The organism is Bacillus sp. SRB3LM, from assembly GCF_015712745.1.
In the GTDB taxonomy this organism is placed as follows: domain Bacteria; phylum Bacillota; class Bacilli; order Bacillales; family Bacillaceae_G; genus Bacillus_A; species Bacillus_A thuringiensis_K.
The window spans coordinates 150,885-168,402 of record NZ_VWVQ01000078.1; the positions used below are offsets into that span (position 1 = coordinate 150,885).

A 17,518-nucleotide genomic window follows, 5' to 3' on the forward strand; every position below is an offset into this window, starting at 1 on the left:
TCTCCAAACCTCCATGCAGTTTTTCCTAATTGCTATTGTAACATTAAATCTAGAAAGGTTGAACATTTACAATGATATTTTCATGAAATGAAGACATTTCACTATAAATTGCAAGATTACTTTTCATTCTCCAATTGATAGATTGCTCCCACCATATCTTTAAAAATAGGTGTAACTTTATTCACTTTGCTATCAGTCTCTAGATCAACAACAACTAAAGCATATCTTGGATTCTCATACGGAAAATAACCTGCAAACCAGCGATTCACCCTCGTCCCTTTCCCTGTTTGCGCTGTCCCGGATTTTCCAGCGACACTTAGTGGCAACGAACGGAATGCCGTTCCTGTTCCTTTCTCCCTTGTTACAACGCCTCTTAATAACTCTTGTAATGTTTTCACTGTTTCATACGAAAGCTGTTTTCCATTTAACGTATGGCTCTCAAATGTAAAAAAATCCGCTCCATTTTTATATACTATTTTTTCAACTGCTTTCACTTCCATCTTTTCTCCATTCCTCGCAATCGTCGCCATCATATTTGCAATTGCTAGAGGTGATATACGTACATCTTTCTGTCCAATTGCTGTTTGTTCTACCGCTTTTTTACTATTTTTATTTTCTTCATTCCCCCAAATAGTAGTACCCTTTTCTTCTGGCATTTGCTCAAAATGAGGTGTATGAAATACAGAACCTTTCCATCCAACCTTTTCATTTGCTCCTAAAGCTGCTACGTATGTTTCTAGCACCGTCTTATCCTTTTGTAATAGCTCGTTACCTAACTCGGAAAATGTCCTGTTACAACTCCTAGCAAAGCTCTCTTTAAAGTTAAGTGTACCCATCCTAACTTGCGGGTCGTTTTCACCATATAAATCTTTATTACAGTTAAATGTCCGATTAAACAAATTTACTTTTTGATCAATGACTGCAGCTGCAACTACTGTTTTAAAAACAGAGCCTGGAAAATGTGGCGTTAACATTTGATTTTCAAGTGTAGTTTTATATAAATTCTCATCCCTTACTTGTAAAGACGGCTTACTAGCCATCGCTAATATTTCATTTGTCTTTACATCTAGTAATACTAGTCCCCCCTTCTTTATTTCGTTCGCTTCAATCACTTCTTCTGCTTTTTGCTGCAACTCTTTATGTAAAGTAGTTTGAATCCTAACTGGATAAAATGGATTTCCTGGTGAAGTGTATTTCGCTTGCTTTCCGAAAATTGGTTCTCCTTGCCGATCTACTTGATATAATACTTTTGCCTCTCCATCAGTCAATAGAAATTCATCAAATGATTGCTGTAATCCTGAAATACCTATCGGCGTTTGTTTTGAGATTCTTTTCAATTCTCCATATCGCTTTTGAAACTCCCTTTCGTTCTCCCCTACATCACCAATTAAATGATTTATCTCTCCAGTTTGTTTTAATCGCACTTCAGCTGCTACAATACCTAATACATGTAATTCATTTACCTTCTCCATCTGCTCTCGTGTCACTCGAAATGGAGCAGTTTCTCCTTGTAGTGTAAATGCATTTTTATTATTTTTCATTTGTCTTCTAATCTCTTGTCTCGACACACCAATGATATGCGCGATTTTCTCTAACATGTCATTTTTTATTTGTAAAAATGGAAAAATAATTAAAACAGGATATTTTTCCTCACCTATTTTTTTACCATTACGATCTATAAACTGCCCACGTCCATCGTCTACTGTAATGGATTGTGTGCGTTGCGTAACACTTTTTTCAATTAAATTTATTTTGCGATCAGTAAATGATTCTGTATCTATAATTTGAATTTGGATTAAACGACAAAGCAATACAAACATAACGCACATAAAACAAATTAAAACAATTGTAATTCTCCGTTTTATTTTCATAAAAAACACCTCGTCTATTGTAGTTTAGACGAGGTACTATTTTATTTATACAATCTCCAAAACAAAAACAGATATTATATAAGGCTATTATTGTTTCTTTGGCTTCTCTAAAAATTTCATAAGAAGCGATCTAAATTCAGTTTCATTCACTCCAGTGTTTTTAGCAACTTCAATTACAGTGGTTGTTACATTAGCCGTTATTTTTAAATAATCCTTACTAAGATTATCCATTTCATTTCTTTTTTCTTTTGCATTCTCAACTGTTACAGAATCAATACAAGTAATCATCTTATCTACAATATGTAAATAATTATTTTGTGCATCTATTATTTTTTGAATATCATCTTTATTACTTACTTTCGATTGTTTTAAATATGTATATGCTTGATTCACTTCATCTTTTAAAATTTTATCATTATTCTTCGCCTGTTCTTGTAACATATTCTTCATATCATCTATTGTTTTTTGATCCATCGAATCTCGCAATAAATAATCTGGATTCCCAATTGCGTAATCATACTTAATCGTTACATCTTGAAATATTTTCATGACAATAGCTAATTGATACGCTACATCAAAATCATTAAATTCCTTTTTATCTTGTGGATTTTCTAAGGTTTTTGAACTCTCAGTTGCTTTAATATCCTTTTTTTCTTCTTGCTTTACTTTTTCTCCCTTTGATGATGTAGTTTCTTCATTCGTTCCGCATGCAGCAAGTCCTAATATGGATATACTACACACCAATCCTGTAAAGATTTTATGTTTCATAATTAGCCCCTTTTCCCTTTTAAAACCTATATTCTCCAATTATGATATCAAATCTTAAAGTGTTTTTTTGACATTTTTTGTCGAATCACTCTAAGGTTTACACAATTTTTTTCATTCTACAGAAAAAAAAGATTCTCCCGATAGGAGAATCTTTTTTTTATTTTACAGAGACAATCTCTACTTGCATTTCTCCGCCTGGTGTTTGGATTGTTACTTTCTCACCAATTTGCTTACCTAATAAGCTTTTTGCGATTGGAGAATCGTTAGAAATTCTTCCTTCAAATGGATCAGCTTCCGCGCTACCTACGATTGTATACGCTTCTTCATCTCCGTTTGGTAATTCTTTAAATGTTACTGTTTTACCTAATGTAACAACAGTAGATACTTCGCCAGTATCTTTAATGATAACTGCGTTACGAATCATATTTTCTAATTGTGTAATACGTCCTTCTACGAACGCTTGCTCATCTTTCGCTGCATCGTACTCAGAGTTCTCAGAAAGATCCCCGAAGCTACGTGCGATTTTAATACGTTCTACTACTTCTTTACGTCTTACTGTTTTTAATTGCTCAAGTTCGTTCTCTAGTTTTTGCTTACCCTCTTGCGTCATAGGGTATGTTTTTTCTGTTGACATATTTTCCACTCCTTTTATATACCAATCCCCTGAAAAAAAGAGGAGTTCCATATGAAAACTCCTCCGCTTCCATTGTTAGCGGAGGTTTCTAGTACCCTTGCACTAGCGGAGTTGTCACATACAACCCCGTATTTCCAATTCTTCTTTATATAAAGAAGATATGTATGGAAAGTTGATATAAATATGCCCTCACCTATATATAGATGAGGTTGCATGTTTCATTGTATTCGATAAGAAGGGAAAAAATCCCTTCCTACCGTATATCTTTTACTATGCTATTACAAATTTACTTTTTGTTCAAGAATTGTTGCAATTTTTGTCACCATAATATCAATTGCAACGTGGTTTTGTCCACCTTCAGGGATAATAATATCCGCAAATTTCTTAGAAGGCTCAATAAATTGATTGTGCATTGGACGTACAACATTTACGTACTGATCGATAACAGAATCCATCGTACGACCGCGCTCTTTAATATCACGTTGCATGCGGCGCAGAATACGAAGGTCAGCATCCGTATCAACGAATAATTTAATGTCCATTAACTCGCAAAGACGTGGGTCTTCTAAAATAAGAATTCCTTCTAAAATAATTACATCTTTCGGCTCAACCGGAATAATTTCTTCTGAACGCGTATGCAATGTATAGTCATATACAGGCTTATCAATTTGCTCATATGCAAGCAACTGCTGCAAATGTTCAATTAACAGATCATTATCAAACGCAAGCGGATGATCATAATTTGTTTTTAAACGCTCTTCCATTGGTAAATGGCTTTGATCTTTGTAATAATAATCTTGCTCTAAGATTAAAATAGAATGACCTTTAAAATGGTCAAAAATCGCTTTCGTTACACTCGTTTTACCTGATCCCGAACCACCAGCAATTCCAATTACAACAGGCTTATTCGTCCCCATTCGACTATCACTCTTTCTTATTGAAGTATGCTTTTGCGCATCATATTATTCACATACACTCGTTGATCCACTTTGAATTTCACGATTTGCAACGGATGTCTCGCTGCATCTAATTCGTTTCCATCCTCATCCCAAATTTTCTCCACCGTTTGCGTAAAGTTTTCTATTTCTGGTCCAAAGAACTCCACTTCATGTCCTGGTTTGAAATGATTACGTTGCTCAATCGTTACGATGCCCGTTTCTTCATTATAATCTAACACTAAACCAGCAAAATCATACGTTGTTTTCTTACTATGATTTCCAAACATTTGCTCTTGATGTCCTGGAACCCCTTCAAAGAATGCAGGAGCTGTATCACGATTTGCACATTTATCAAGCTCATCTAACCATTCTTGTTTAAACTCAAAGTTATCTGGATCAGCACAATAAGCATCAATTACTTTACGATATACAGTTGCTACAGTCGCTACGTAATGGATTGATTTCATACGTCCTTCTACCTTTAAGCTATCGATTCCGATTTCAATCATTTTCGGAATTGATAAAATTAAATTTAAATCTTTTGGACTCATCGCAAAGTGAGCATCTCCTTCTTGGAATAGAGGAAGCTCTTTTGCATCTTTATGTTGTGATACTGTTTGAACTAAATCATAATCCCAGCGGCAAGATTGGCAACAACCACCACGATTAGAATCACGCGCTGTCATATGGTTACTTAATGTACATCTTCCTGAATATGCGATACACATTGCACCATGTACGAATGCTTCAATTTCAATATCCACTTTTTCTTTAATTTCTTTCATTTCTTCATAGCTTGCTTCACGAGCTAATACAAGACGATGTAAACCTTCTTCTTTCCAATACTGTGCTGCTTTCCAGTTGGATAGTGATTGCTGTGTGCTTAAATGCACCTCAACAGAAGGCGCTACGCGTTTACAAGTCTCAATGATAAGCGGATCAGCAACGATAATTCCCGTTACGCCAGCTTTTTCAATCCCTTTTAAATATTCCTCTAGCCCGTCCATATTTTCATTATGTGCAAAGATATTTGTTGTTACGTATATTTTTGCTCCATACTTCTTTGCAAACTCAACGCCTTCTGCCATTTCTTCTAGCGTAAAGTTACCTGCATTCGAACGAAGACCAAATTCTTGTCCACCTAAATATACAGCATCTGCCCCGTAATGGATAGCTACTTTTAATTTTTCTAAGTTACCCGCAGGGATTAACAGTTCAGGTTTCTTCACAATAACACGTTTGCCATCGATTACTCGTGAAATTTCTTGTACAGTCATTTCCTACACCCTCCTCGTTTAGTAAACCGTTTCTTTAAAGAAGAATCCTGTATCTAACGGACGATTTACTGGTTGCATTTCTTCTATTTCTTTATATAGATCATCTTTCACGTCATAATATGCATCACGATCTTCTACGCATAAATCAATTGCTTTACGATATTTTTTCGTTACTTCAATAATGTATTCAGAGGTTTTTAGTACTCCGTCGATTTTTAAGCTATCAACTTCAGCTTCGATTAGTTCCTCTAATTCATCGATGAAACAAATATCGTTCGGACTCATAATGTGAGTACCATTTTCATCTTCATAAATTGGATATTTATTGTTACGCTCTGGGTCATATAAGAACATATTCTCTTCATATTTTTTCTTTTCAATGTCTAGATTACGTCCTTGATACTCAAAGTAGTTTCCTACTAATGAACGCTTCGATTGGAACATACAAGTCATACCGTGAATTTGTACTTCCAGTTCCACTTCAGCATTTTCTTTTAAATCAACAATTTCATCTAAGCTCAGCTCACGAGCTAATACAGCACGCTTCGCTCCTCTTTGTCCCCAGTAATTACAAGTGAACCAGTTTGTTGCTGTCGTTTCTGTATTCCAGTGCAACTGCATATTTGGCGCTACTTCGCGAACAGCCATTAATACCGCTGGATCTCCGAAAACAATTGCATCTACATTTACTTCGTTTAAAAATGAAACGTAATCTGTTAATTCTTCTACTTTATCGTTGTGGAACATAGCGTTCATGGCTACGTATACTTTCACACCATTTTCATGTGCAATCTTCACAGTTTGTTTTACATCTTCACGTGAAAACTCCCCTGCTAAACGTAAACCAAACTTTTGCTCACCGATCATTACCGCATCTGCTCCTGCTTTCGCAAGTTGTTCGATATCCGCCACCGCTCTTGGCGTTACTAACAATTCAGGTTTCTTCATACCTTGGTCACCCTCTCTTTTTACTAACAGCTACTCCATCACCAATTGGGAAAATCGTTGTATCGTATCCTTCATGGTTCATAAGCCACTCATTGTACGTCTTAATACGACGGATTAAACCTCGTGTACGTCTGTTTTCAATTTTCTCTTTTGTCGTTACAAGACCGTGATACATAACATTATCTGAAATAATTACGCCACCAGGATTTAATAACGGTTCATATAAGTCAAAAAAGCGACGATACTGTCCTTTTGCTGCATCAATAAAAATAACGTCAAATGTCCCGTGTTCTTTTACTTGTTCACCTGTCTCTAACGCATCACCGTAAATAACTGAAATACGATCTGTTACTGGGGAACGTTCTATATATTCAAGTGCTTTTTCATATCGCTCACGATTGCGCTCAACTGTCACAATACGTGAATTTGGAATAGCTTGCATCATACGAATACTAGAATAACCGATTGCTGTTCCAAGTTCTAAAATGCTTTTCGGTCCAATTAAACGTAAAAATTGCAGCATAAATTCCATTCCAAGTCGATCCATAATCGGCACATGATTTTCTGTTGCATATTCTTCCATTTCAAGAATTAATTTATCTTTCGGATCAATAAATGATAATAGGTACTCGTTAACTGCATCCTCCATAAATGGTCCTCCTTATTTACATGGAGAAGTGCCTCTATGACGTCTTTTCACACATAGAATGCAATAAAAATACAAGCCAGCTTTATCCTTAGCTTGTACGTCCCGTTTTGATATTAAAAACGATTCTTCTGCCAGTTTTTAACCCGATATATTTTACCACAAAAAAGAGGGATGTGCGACTTTTTTCGCTATCCCTCCCCATTTCACTATTTTTTCGTAATGTATTTTTGCTTTAATGCATTATGCTCTTCTAATGTTTTCGCATAGTACACTTCACCACTTGGTGCGGCTAAGAAATAATAATAATCTGTTTGCGCAGGTTCTAACGCAGCTTCTACTGAATGTTTACCAGAGTTTGCGATTGGCCCTACCGGCAATCCTTTTACAACATACGTATTGTACGGTGAGTTGACCTTTAAATCTTCGTATAATACACGTTGTTTATGCTTTCCAAGTGCATATAATACCGTTGGATCCGTTTGAAGCGGCATACCTTTTGCTAAACGATTATAAAAGACACTAGAGATCTTTTGACGATCTGTAAAACCAGTTGCCTCTTCTTCAATAAGTGAAGATAATGTTAAAAGCTGATGAACATCCCAATTCTTCGCTTTCATTTTCGCCTCATTTTGAACAATGATTGCATTTGTTTTCTCAAGCATTGGAATTACAATTTCTTCTAACGTTGTATCTTTCTTATAAAACGAATACGTTGCAGGATATAAATAACCTTCTAATGGGTATTTAATATTACTATCAAAGATTTTATCCGTTAATAACTTCGGATACTTTTGCTGCATTTTTTGAATAAATGCTTTATCGTTTAATTGACGCGTAACATCATCTTTATTCCACTTTAGTTCTGTCGCAATCGTTTCTGCAATTTCAGTTACTTGCGCCCCTTCTTTAATCGTCACTTTATAAAGAGCTGGACGATGCACGTTGCCAGATGACATTTGTTCGATCACATCTTCAGCATTCATTGAAGGATTTAATAAATATGTACCTGCTTGTAAACTTTTCGATTTAGCCTTTGTATAAAAACTAAAAACTGTACCGTTTTTTACAGCGCCTTTTTCTTCTAAAATTTCTCCAATTTTACTTGTAGATGATCCTTTCGGAATTTCTACTTCAATCTCTTTTTTATTCCCGCTATCAACTGGTCCTAATGCGGATGAAATATACGCATAGACTGAACCACAAACTAAAAGCAGTGCAATAATCGAAAATAAAAAGATGCGTCTACGCTTCTTTTTCACTTGATTCTCTATCAAAACATTTCCTCCTTACTTAATTGTAAACCGTATGTACACCTTTCTATACAGCACGATGTAAAAACGCAACAAATTCACTTATCTTTTTTAATTGACACTTTATTTTTCTACAATCCGTCTCATTATACTACAAAGACTTACACAGTTTCGACAAAAAATCTTTCATTTTACATATAAATACAAAAAAAGATGGACTGTATGTCGTCCATCTTTTCAGTACTTATTATTCAGCTTCTTGCTCATCAGCAATAGTGTTAAACGTTTCTTGTACCATTTCCCACTCTTCTTCTGATTCGATTGGAAGTAAAACTCCGCCCTCTTCTTCATTTTGCTCATAGGCCATTGCATCATAAATTGGGTCTCCATCTTCATCTACTTCACCGATTGGAGAGAAGATTACGTATGATTTTTTACCAAATTTGTCAGCATCAAAAGTGAAAATAATTTCACATAAATGTTCGTTACCTTTTTCGTCTACAATTGTAATTTGACGTTCTTCCATTTTGGTCACCTCTTATTTTCTATCTAAAAATCCTTGTAAGATTACGACTGCAGCCATCTTATCGATTACTTGTTTTCGCTTCTTACGACTTACATCAGCTGAAATGAGTAGACGTTCCGCTGCCATTGTTGACAAACGCTCGTCCCACATTACAACGTCTAATTGTAACAGCTCTCGTAGGTTTTCTGCAAATTGTTGGCACGCTTCGCCACGTGGGCCAATTGTACCATTCATATTTTTAGGTAAACCTACTACTATTTTGTCCACATTGTACTGCTTTACTAACTCAGAAATACGATCAAAACCAAAGTGACCTCGTTCTTCGTTAATCTTAATTGTTTCTAATCCTTGTGCTGTCCAGCCCATTTCGTCGCTAATTGCAACTCCGACTGTTTTTGTACCTACATCTAAACCTAATATCCGCATAAACTACTCCTCACGATGATGTTTCAAGTAAGACTTCACAAGCTCTTCAATTAACTCATCACGTTCAAGCTTGCGAATGATGCTACGTGCATCTTTATGGCGAGGTATGTATGCTGGGTCTCCACTTAATAAATAACCGACGATTTGGTTAATCGGATTATAGCCTTTTTCTTGAAGTGCATCATACACAGTTAAAAGTACATCATTTACATGGACACTCTGTTTTTCATCTTGAATGCTAAACTTCATTGTTTTATCAAAACCGTCCATTTCAAGCACCTCACTTATATAGTAAGTATAGGGAGAAGAACTTCTCCTCTCCCTACCATTGTACACTACTATCTCTTTATTTTGAAACAGATTTAACGTACTCTTGTACAAATGCTAAAGCTTCCTCAACTTGCGCTGGGTTTTTACCGCCCGCTTGTGCCATATCAGGACGACCACCACCGCCACCGCCACAACGAGAAGCTACTTCTTTCACAAGTTTACCAGCATGGTATCCTTGGCTAATTAAATCTTTCGTTACGCCAGCTAAGATGTTTACTTTGTCATCATTTACAGACGCTAATACGACAACTGCAGATTGTAATTTATTTTTTAGGTCATCCATCATCGTACGTAAGTTGTTCATATCTGCAACATTTACTTTTGCCGCTAATACGTTTACGCCATCAACTGTCATTACAGAATCAGTTAAGTTTCCAGCTTCGATATTGCTTAATTTCGCAGCAAGAGATTCATTTTCTTTTTGCAGTTGTTTCACTTCAGCAAATAGACCATCAACTCTTGTTAAAATATCTTTCGGATTTGTTTTCATTTTTCCTGCTGCTTCTTTTAATAAACCTACTTGATCGTTCATTAATTCGTATGCAGACTTACCAGTTACTGCTTCAATACGACGAGTTCCTGCACCAATACCAGACTCAGCAACGATTTTGAAAATACCGATAGAAGCTGTATTATCAACGTGACAACCACCACAAAGCTCTAAGCTGTAATCGCCAACTTGTACAACGCGTACAACATCTCCGTATTTTTCACCGAATAATGCCATTGCGCCCATTTCTTTCGCTTCTTCGATTGCTTTTTGAGAAATCTCAACATCAATACTTTCCCAAATTTTTTCGTTTACCATACGCTCAATTTTTTCTAATTCGTCAGCTTGTACTTGACCGAAGTGAGAGAAGTCAAAGCGTAGACGTTCAGAAGTTACAAGAGAACCTGCTTGGTTAACGTGTGTTCCAAGTACGTCTTTTAATGCTTGGTGTAGTAAGTGAGTTGCTGTATGGTTCTTCACAACGCTACTACGGTTTTTCGTATCGATAATAGCTTTCACAGCTGCATCTTTCGTTAATGTACCTTCTTCAACAACAACTTTGTGCAAGTTTTGTCCGTTTGGTGCTTTTTGTACATCTTTTACAAGAACTTTCACGCCATCAGCAAGAAGGTAACCACGGTCTGCAATTTGTCCACCGCTCTCAGCATAGAATGGTGTTACATCAAGCATTAATTGTCCTTCTTCACCTGTTTGTAAGCTGTCTGTGTATTCGCCATTTTTCACAAGTGCAACAACGTTACTTTCTGTTGCAACTGTACCGTAACCAACGAATTCACTCGCTACTTTCACTTCTCCAAGGACACCGCCTTGAACTTGCATAGAATCAACATCTTGACGAGCAGCACGTGCGCGCTCACGTTGTTTTTCCATTTCATTTTCAAAGCCTTCATGATCAACAGTCATACCAGCTTCTTCTGCATATTCTTCTGTTAATTCAATTGGGAAACCGTATGTGTCATATAGACGGAACGCATCTACTCCAGAAATAACAGTTGTTTTTTCTTCTTTAGCTTTTGCGATAACTTCAGCTAAAATTGCTTCACCATCATGAAGTGTTTCGTGGAAACGCTCTTCTTCATTTTTCACAACTTTTGCGATGAAATCTTTCTTTTCAAGTACTTCTGGATAGAAGTCTTTCATTACTTCTCCAACAACCGTTACTAATTCAAACATGAATGGACGGTTGATGTTTAATTTCTTCGAATAACGAACCGCACGGCGTAATAAACGACGTAATACATAACCACGGCCTTCGTTAGATGGAAGAGCACCGTCACCAACAGCGAATGTTACTGTACGGATATGGTCAGCAATTACTTTGAATGCCATATCTTTTTCTAAATCGCCATTACGATATTTTTCACCAGAAATTGTTTCTGTTGCACCAATCATCGGCATGAATAGGTCTGTATCAAAGTTCGTAGGTACATCTTGAACGATAGATGTCATACGCTCTAGACCCATCCCTGTATCAATGTTTTTCTTAGGAAGTGGTGTATATGAACCGTCTGGATTATGGTTAAATTGAGAGAATACAAGGTTCCATACTTCTAAGTAACGCTCGTTTTCTCCGCCTGGATATAATTCTGGGTCACTAAAGTCATTACCGTAAGCTTCTCCGCGGTCATAGAAAATCTCTGTATTCGGTCCACTTGGCCCTTCACCGATATCCCAGAAGTTTTCTTCTAAGCGGATAATACGCTCTTTTGGAACGCCCATTTTCTCATTCCAAATTGTGAATGCTTCTTCATCTTCTGGATGGATTGTAACTGATAGTAATTCTTTATCGAATCCGATCCATTTGTCGCTCGTTAAGAATTCCCAAGCCCATGTAATTGCTTCTTCTTTGAAGTAATCACCAATTGAGAAGTTTCCTAACATTTCAAAGAATGTATGGTGACGAGCTGTTTTCCCTACGTTTTCAATATCGTTTGTACGAATTGATTTTTGAGCATTTGTAATACGTGGATTTTGTGGGATTACACGTCCATCAAAATATTTTTTTAATGTAGCTACACCACTATTAATCCATAGAAGAGATGGATCTTCATGTGGAACTAGTGATGCACTAGGTTCTACTGCATGTCCTTTTTCTTGGAAAAAGTCTAAAAACATTTGACGAATTTGTGCGCCTGTTAGTTGTTTCATTGTATTTTCCTCCTTAAATATAAAAAACTCCCGTCCCTATAAAAGGGACGAGAGTTAACTCGCGATACCACCCTAATTATGAATTGATTACAATAACAATCAATTCATCACCTCATGGTGCCGTAACGTGGCAAGACGGCAGTGATTAGCTGCTCTCAGGATTAGCTTTCTGTTACCCTTCATTTAAAGCTTCTTTCAGCCATATGGAAGCTTCTCTCTATAAATGGACTGTAACGTACTTGTTCCGTCATTGATTTAATGTATTATATGACTAAATATAATAGAATTCTCTTAAGTTTGTCAATGTAGATAATCATTTATATTGTATTAATTGCTTATTAATCATAGGTATTCTACTATTCATTCTTAACAGCCTTTTCATATATTATGCGTTTATTAACAAATCGGAATCTCCTTATAAGAATGATTTATAAAAATTTCTAAATATTACTTTTTTTGCTACAATTAAATTATTGTTAATAAAATAAAGGAGCGATCACAATGACAACCTTACTTAACAAAGCTAAAAACATATTAGCGACTGACGAAACGATATTATTTTACGCAGCATGTTCATTAGACATATTTATTTATCCTTCCGTCGCAAGGCCAGGATTGCTAATTTTAACGAACAAAAGACTATTCTTTTATGGGCCAGATGTAAGTAAGAATCCAATATTTGAAGAGTACTCTTTCGCAAAAATTTCTAATCTAAAAGAACAAAAGCGTCTTTTCAACAATCAAATTATATTTATGTATGATAACGAATGGAAAAAAATAAAACATATTCAAACAAATGATGTGAGCTCCCTCATTCAAAAAATACACGAGCAACTTTCTAAATAAATATATGATTAGCCCTCTATTTCTTACATAGAGGGCTTCTATACTTACACATCTTCTTTTTTCAAGAGCGGTCTCACATGAACAATGACAGTGCGAATAACTGCTAAAATCGGAACCGATATTAGCAATCCTACAATCCCAGCTACCTCTCCCCCAACTAGTAAGGCAAGCATAATAATAACGGGATGCATACGAAGTGACTTACCAACGATGTAAGGCGATAAAATGTTACTCTCCACAAATTGCAAAATCGCAATCGTGATCCCCGCCTTAATAAGTAAACTCGTTGATACTGTTGCTGCAATCATTAACGTCGGGATCGCTCCTAAAATAGGACCGAAGTATGGGATTATATCCGTTACCCCAATAATAATGCCAAGCAATAATGGATATTTCATACCGATAAACCAAAAAGAAAGAGCTGATACTCCCCCTAATACTAAACAAACAAATAACTGTCCTCGAATATAACTTCCAAGTGACTTATCAATTTCTTTCGCAAGCATTTGCCCCGTACCTCGCCATTTACTTGGGACTAGTTTCCAAAAGATATGATAAAACTCACCATAATCTTTTAATATGTAAAATACAATGAACGGTATTAAGAAAATAATGAGCAATGAATCGAGTACACCACGAGCTGTACTCATCACTTTATTTAAAAGCGCTTGAATCTTCGTTTCCACACCTACAAAAAGTTGTTTCACCTTTTCATGAATGAACGAAGGGAAATTCGCTGTTTGTTCTGTAACGCCATCCATCCACGAATCGTACATCTTTGTAAACTGGGGAAATTGTTCATTAATCTCTTGTAACTGTTTAATAACGACTGGTGTTCCTTTATAAATCCCATAACCAATTCCGCCAAAGAAAAGGATATAAATGAGCAAAATAGCAAGTGTACGGGGCATCCCTTCCTTATGAATTTTTTCAATTAAAGGGTGCAATAAATACGCAATAAAACACGCGATAAGAAACGGCGTGATTGCTACTTTAAATACAAAAATAATCGGTGCCCATAGCGGCTTAATTTTTAAAAAGACGAGCAGACAAAGAAAAACAAGTAACAATAATCCTAAACGATATATCCAAATGATTTTAAGATTCTTCACATGAAAAACCTCCTCCACCTTTATTTTGAAAATAAATGGGGTAGGTTATGTGCGAAACTTTTAAAATCTTTTCATACGGACCATACTGTTTTTTAAAGACGTACATATAAATAACATAACAAGGACAACCACCCTGAGAATACAGCATGAATTAATATAATCAGGAGGGCTAATTATGGTTTTGTTTATGCTTGGATTATCAGCACTTTTTATGATTCTTGAATGGATTTGTATCGGGTTCGGTATTTGGAAGGGGTTCTTTATTCATTCCTCACGTAAAGAAAAAGCGAAGCAATTATGGCAGTATGGAATACTTGGCGTTGGCTGCTACGGTCTATCTTATCTTTTCTCAGAAATCGGACTTTTTTATTTACATATGAGTGCATAAAAAAACTCCCTTGTCTATAAGGGAGTTTTTCACTTTATCGAAATGATTATAAGTAAGACTTAATCATCTTACGTGCTTTTTTCATATTGCGTTTTGAAAATACATCTTGTTTACGAGCATATTGATATGCTGCAGCTCCAACACCTAATGCGATTAATGAATTGCGTAGATTCAAAGTAAATCCCCCTTTTCGTTATCCGATCGTTCTTTCATTCTCATCAAATAAATCATCAAGAGAGCTTAATGAACCGTCTTCCTCAACTTGATGTGTATGGATTTTCCCCTTTGAAACCGATAATTCGATATAACAATTCCAGCAATAAAATTGGTTGACACCTATTTTTCCAATGTCTTTCCCTTTGCAATTTGGACAAATGAACATATGGCTTTCATCTCCTTACAGTCTCCCAGATTCTATTCGCCATTATGTCCAAACTGCATTCATTTATACATTGCTGGAGCCTTTCAACGCTATGCGTTTGAAAGTTTCACTATATAATTTCACCTTGTTACATGAAATCATACGGTGAAATGTTTTCCACGTCCATTTCCTCGCCATTAACTGTGACCATCTGTACTTCTCCTTGTGATTCTTGCAAGCGACTAGCTAAGGTTGTTTGACGCATTGCATCATCAAGGCGATTTACACCAGATTGGAAAGCTGCTTCCTCTCCGCAAATAATAAGGAACTTCTTACTTCTTGTAATGCCCGTGTAAATTAAATTACGACGTAACATACGGTTGTAACTCCTCACGATTGGCATAATAACAATCGGAAATTCACTACCTTGTGATTTATGAATGGAACAACAATATGCATGCGTAATTTGATTTAAATCGGGCTTCGTATACGTTACCTCAATTCCATCAAACGAAACGATAATCATATCTTGTTGCTCAACGTTTTCTTTCGCATAAAACACCGAAACAATTTCCCCAATATCACCATTAAACACTTGGCTCTCCGGCTGATTCACGAGTTGCAGTACTTTATCGCCTCTTCGGTACACAACATCACCGTAAGCAATTTCTTTACTCTTTTCCCTCTTCGGATTAAATACTTGTTGCAGCGCTTCGTTTAATACATTAATACCAGCAGGCCCGCGGTACATCGGTGCTAATACTTGTACATCTCTTGCGCTAAAGCCTTTTGTTTTAGCATTTTCACAAACTTTTTTCACAACCTCAACAATTTGAGCTCCTGTACAGCCGATAAATGAACGATCTTTTTGATTTTGTGCTAAATCTGGTGGTAGAGTTCCATTTTTTATCGCATGGGCAAGTTGAATCACTGATGAGCCTTCCGCTTGACGATAAATTTCAGTAAGCTTCACTGTCGGAACTGCGCCTGCATTTAATAAATCTTTTAATACTTGTCCAGGTCCTACAGATGGCAACTGATCTTCATCACCTACAACGATAACTTGAATGTTCGTCGGCAACGACTTAAATAGCTGATTTGCAAGCCAAATATCAACCATTGAAAATTCATCGATAATAAGGAGCTTACCTTGGACAGGATCCGTTTCATTACGCTGGAACGATCCTTCTGGCGTCCAACCAAGTAAACGGTGAATTGTGCAAGCTGGAAGTCCTGTTGATTCACTCATTCGCTTCGCTGCTCTTCCTGTTGGAGCTGTTAATAGTATTGGAAATGGATTATCATCACTGTATTCATTCGGATTTAACGATAACCCGTGTAGTGATGCATACATTTCAACAATCCCTTTAATAACTGTTGTTTTCCCTGTTCCTGGTCCACCTGTCAATAACATCATCGGTTTATGAAGTGCCATTTGAATTGCTTCTTGCTGAAACGGTGCATATTGTACGTTCAGTTGTTCTTCAATTTCACCTAACGTTTTTAACACTTCTGCTTCTGGAAATGAAGGTGTTTCTTCTTGATTCATAAGCCTGCGAATAGACTTTACAACACCTTTCTCAGAGTAGAATAACGTTGCTAAATACACTCGTTCTTCTTCTATGATGACTTTCCCTTCGCTTTGCATCGTTTCAATACAACCTATAATATCTTCCTCAGTCACTCTTCCTTCTTGATTGTTTAAAAGTGACATCGTTTCTCTTACAAGTTGATCTTTCCTCATATAAACGTGACCAAGTTGTAATGAGACATTCTCTAATGTGTAAAAACATCCTGCGCGTACACGGTCGTCATGATTACCCGATATCCCTAACGCACGCCCTATATCATCTGCTCTTCCAAAACCAATCCCATCCACTTCTTCGATAAGTTGATACGGATTATTACGAATCACTTCTAATGTCATCTCTTTATATTGCTGGTAAATCTTAATAGAAAGTTTCGTTCCAAAACCGTAGCCATTTAAAAAGCTCATTACTTTCTCTAGCCCTTGATGTTCAACAATTGTCTCATATATTTCCTGAGCCTTTTGTTTATTAACAACACCATTTAATGCCTCAGGGTCATCCATAATTTTCGAAATAGCATGTTCTCCGAGATGGTCCACAATTTTTTCAGCTGTACGCTTTCCTATCCCTTTAAATAAATCACTCGCTAAATATTGCACCATACCTGCTTTTGTTTGCGGCAATTCTTTTTTAAATGTTTCAACCATATATTGTTTTCCATACTTTGGATGGTCCTTAAAGTGACCTGTTAATGTAAACACTTCATCTTCATGCATGCGGGGAAAATGACCGTTTATCATTACTTTCTTTTCGTCATATGTTTCATTCGTTTCAATGACTTTCATACTGACAACGGAATAGAGGTTTTCTTCGTTGTGGAAAATGGTATGAAGAACTTGCGCTTTTATAAACTTTTTCTCTTCCTCAAACAAATCCATTGCATGTTGATTTCCCATCTTTCCTCTCCTTTCCGATATTTTCACTTTAATGAGCAGTACATCCCCCA

The 17,518-nt window shown here is 36.3% G+C and carries 18 protein-coding genes and 1 other annotated feature; of the genes, 2 read left to right on the top strand and 16 right to left on the bottom strand.

The genetic code is table 11. The annotated features are described in order from the left end of the window. Positions 1–116: 116 nt before the first annotated feature. From F3I02_RS24465 to alaS, 12 genes are all read right to left on the bottom strand, one after another. Positions 117–1,871: a peptidoglycan D,D-transpeptidase FtsI family protein gene (locus tag F3I02_RS24465; protein WP_000695140.1), complete on the bottom strand. Its 1,755-nt coding sequence runs from the start codon at positions 1,869–1,871 to the stop codon at positions 117–119. An 87-nt stretch (positions 1,872–1,958) separates the two neighbouring features. After that, a complete protein-coding gene (locus tag F3I02_RS24470; protein WP_196478516.1) occupies positions 1,959–2,639 on the bottom strand; it encodes a hypothetical protein in 681 nt (226 codons plus the stop codon). Between the two features lie 157 nt (positions 2,640–2,796). Beyond that, a complete protein-coding gene (greA, locus tag F3I02_RS24475) occupies positions 2,797–3,273 on the bottom strand; it encodes a transcription elongation factor GreA (RefSeq protein ID WP_000102591.1) in 477 nt (158 codons plus the stop codon). Between the two features lie 278 nt (positions 3,274–3,551). After that, the gene (gene udk / locus F3I02_RS24480; RefSeq protein ID WP_000537078.1) at positions 3,552–4,190 is read right to left on the bottom strand and encodes a uridine kinase; all 639 of its coding nucleotides are present in this window, start codon (positions 4,188–4,190) and stop codon (positions 3,552–3,554) included. Between the two features lie 17 nt (positions 4,191–4,207). Further along, positions 4,208–5,488: a peptidase U32 family protein gene (locus F3I02_RS24485; RefSeq protein WP_000217974.1), complete on the bottom strand. Its 1,281-nt coding sequence runs from the start codon at positions 5,486–5,488 to the stop codon at positions 4,208–4,210. Positions 5,489–5,506: 18 nt separating this feature from the next. Beyond that, positions 5,507–6,436 (bottom strand): peptidase U32 family protein, encoded by a 930-nt coding sequence (locus tag F3I02_RS24490; RefSeq protein WP_000742808.1) that lies wholly within the window; start codon positions 6,434–6,436, stop codon positions 5,507–5,509. Between the two features lie 7 nt (positions 6,437–6,443). Next, complete coding sequence (locus F3I02_RS24495) at positions 6,444–7,085, bottom strand: O-methyltransferase (protein ID WP_000389102.1); 642 nt, start codon at positions 7,083–7,085, stop codon at positions 6,444–6,446. A 206-nt stretch (positions 7,086–7,291) separates the two neighbouring features. After that, positions 7,292–8,359: an endolytic transglycosylase MltG gene (mltG, locus tag F3I02_RS24500; RefSeq protein ID WP_000572137.1), complete on the bottom strand. Its 1,068-nt coding sequence runs from the start codon at positions 8,357–8,359 to the stop codon at positions 7,292–7,294. Between the two features lie 223 nt (positions 8,360–8,582). Further along, positions 8,583–8,861: a DUF1292 domain-containing protein gene (locus F3I02_RS24505; RefSeq protein WP_000392730.1), complete on the bottom strand. Its 279-nt coding sequence runs from the start codon at positions 8,859–8,861 to the stop codon at positions 8,583–8,585. A gap of 12 nt (positions 8,862–8,873) precedes the next feature. Beyond that, complete coding sequence (gene ruvX, locus F3I02_RS24510; RefSeq protein ID WP_001221192.1) at positions 8,874–9,287, bottom strand: Holliday junction resolvase RuvX; 414 nt, start codon at positions 9,285–9,287, stop codon at positions 8,874–8,876. Between the two features lie 3 nt (positions 9,288–9,290). Next, entirely contained in the window at positions 9,291–9,557 is a 267-nt protein-coding gene (locus tag F3I02_RS24515) for an IreB family regulatory phosphoprotein (protein ID WP_000348590.1), read from the bottom strand. A gap of 76 nt (positions 9,558–9,633) precedes the next feature. Further along, the gene (gene alaS / locus F3I02_RS24520) at positions 9,634–12,276 is read right to left on the bottom strand and encodes an alanine--tRNA ligase (RefSeq protein ID WP_131251098.1); all 2,643 of its coding nucleotides are present in this window, start codon (positions 12,274–12,276) and stop codon (positions 9,634–9,636) included. Between the two features lie 40 nt (positions 12,277–12,316). Next, positions 12,317–12,536: a binding site (T-box leader), on the bottom strand. 241 nt (positions 12,537–12,777) lie between these two features. Between alaS and F3I02_RS24525 the strand changes: the two genes are divergently transcribed. Beyond that, complete coding sequence (locus F3I02_RS24525; RefSeq protein WP_196478517.1) at positions 12,778–13,122, top strand: PH domain-containing protein; 345 nt, start codon at positions 12,778–12,780, stop codon at positions 13,120–13,122. Between the two features lie 44 nt (positions 13,123–13,166). Here F3I02_RS24525 and F3I02_RS24530 read toward each other — a convergent pair whose 3' ends face one another. After that, entirely contained in the window at positions 13,167–14,234 is a 1,068-nt protein-coding gene (locus F3I02_RS24530) for an AI-2E family transporter (protein ID WP_000793128.1), read from the bottom strand. Positions 14,235–14,409: 175 nt separating this feature from the next. On the opposite strand from F3I02_RS24530, the gene F3I02_RS24535 reads away from it, so the two are divergent. Beyond that, a complete protein-coding gene (locus F3I02_RS24535) occupies positions 14,410–14,622 on the top strand; it encodes a hypothetical protein (protein WP_000242536.1) in 213 nt (70 codons plus the stop codon). Between the two features lie 46 nt (positions 14,623–14,668). Here F3I02_RS24535 and F3I02_RS24540 read toward each other — a convergent pair whose 3' ends face one another. The 3 genes from F3I02_RS24540 to recD2 form a co-directional block, all read right to left on the bottom strand. Continuing rightward, complete coding sequence (locus tag F3I02_RS24540; RefSeq protein ID WP_001053553.1) at positions 14,669–14,797, bottom strand: YrzQ family protein; 129 nt, start codon at positions 14,795–14,797, stop codon at positions 14,669–14,671. A gap of 18 nt (positions 14,798–14,815) precedes the next feature. Next, positions 14,816–15,004 carry a hypothetical protein gene (locus F3I02_RS24545; RefSeq protein WP_000469281.1) on the bottom strand — a complete coding sequence of 63 codons (189 nt, stop codon included), beginning with the start codon at positions 15,002–15,004 and terminating at the stop codon, positions 14,816–14,818. A gap of 127 nt (positions 15,005–15,131) precedes the next feature. Further along, a complete protein-coding gene (gene recD2 / locus F3I02_RS24550) occupies positions 15,132–17,468 on the bottom strand; it encodes an SF1B family DNA helicase RecD2 (RefSeq protein WP_196478518.1) in 2,337 nt (778 codons plus the stop codon). Positions 17,469–17,518 lie beyond the last annotated feature (50 nt).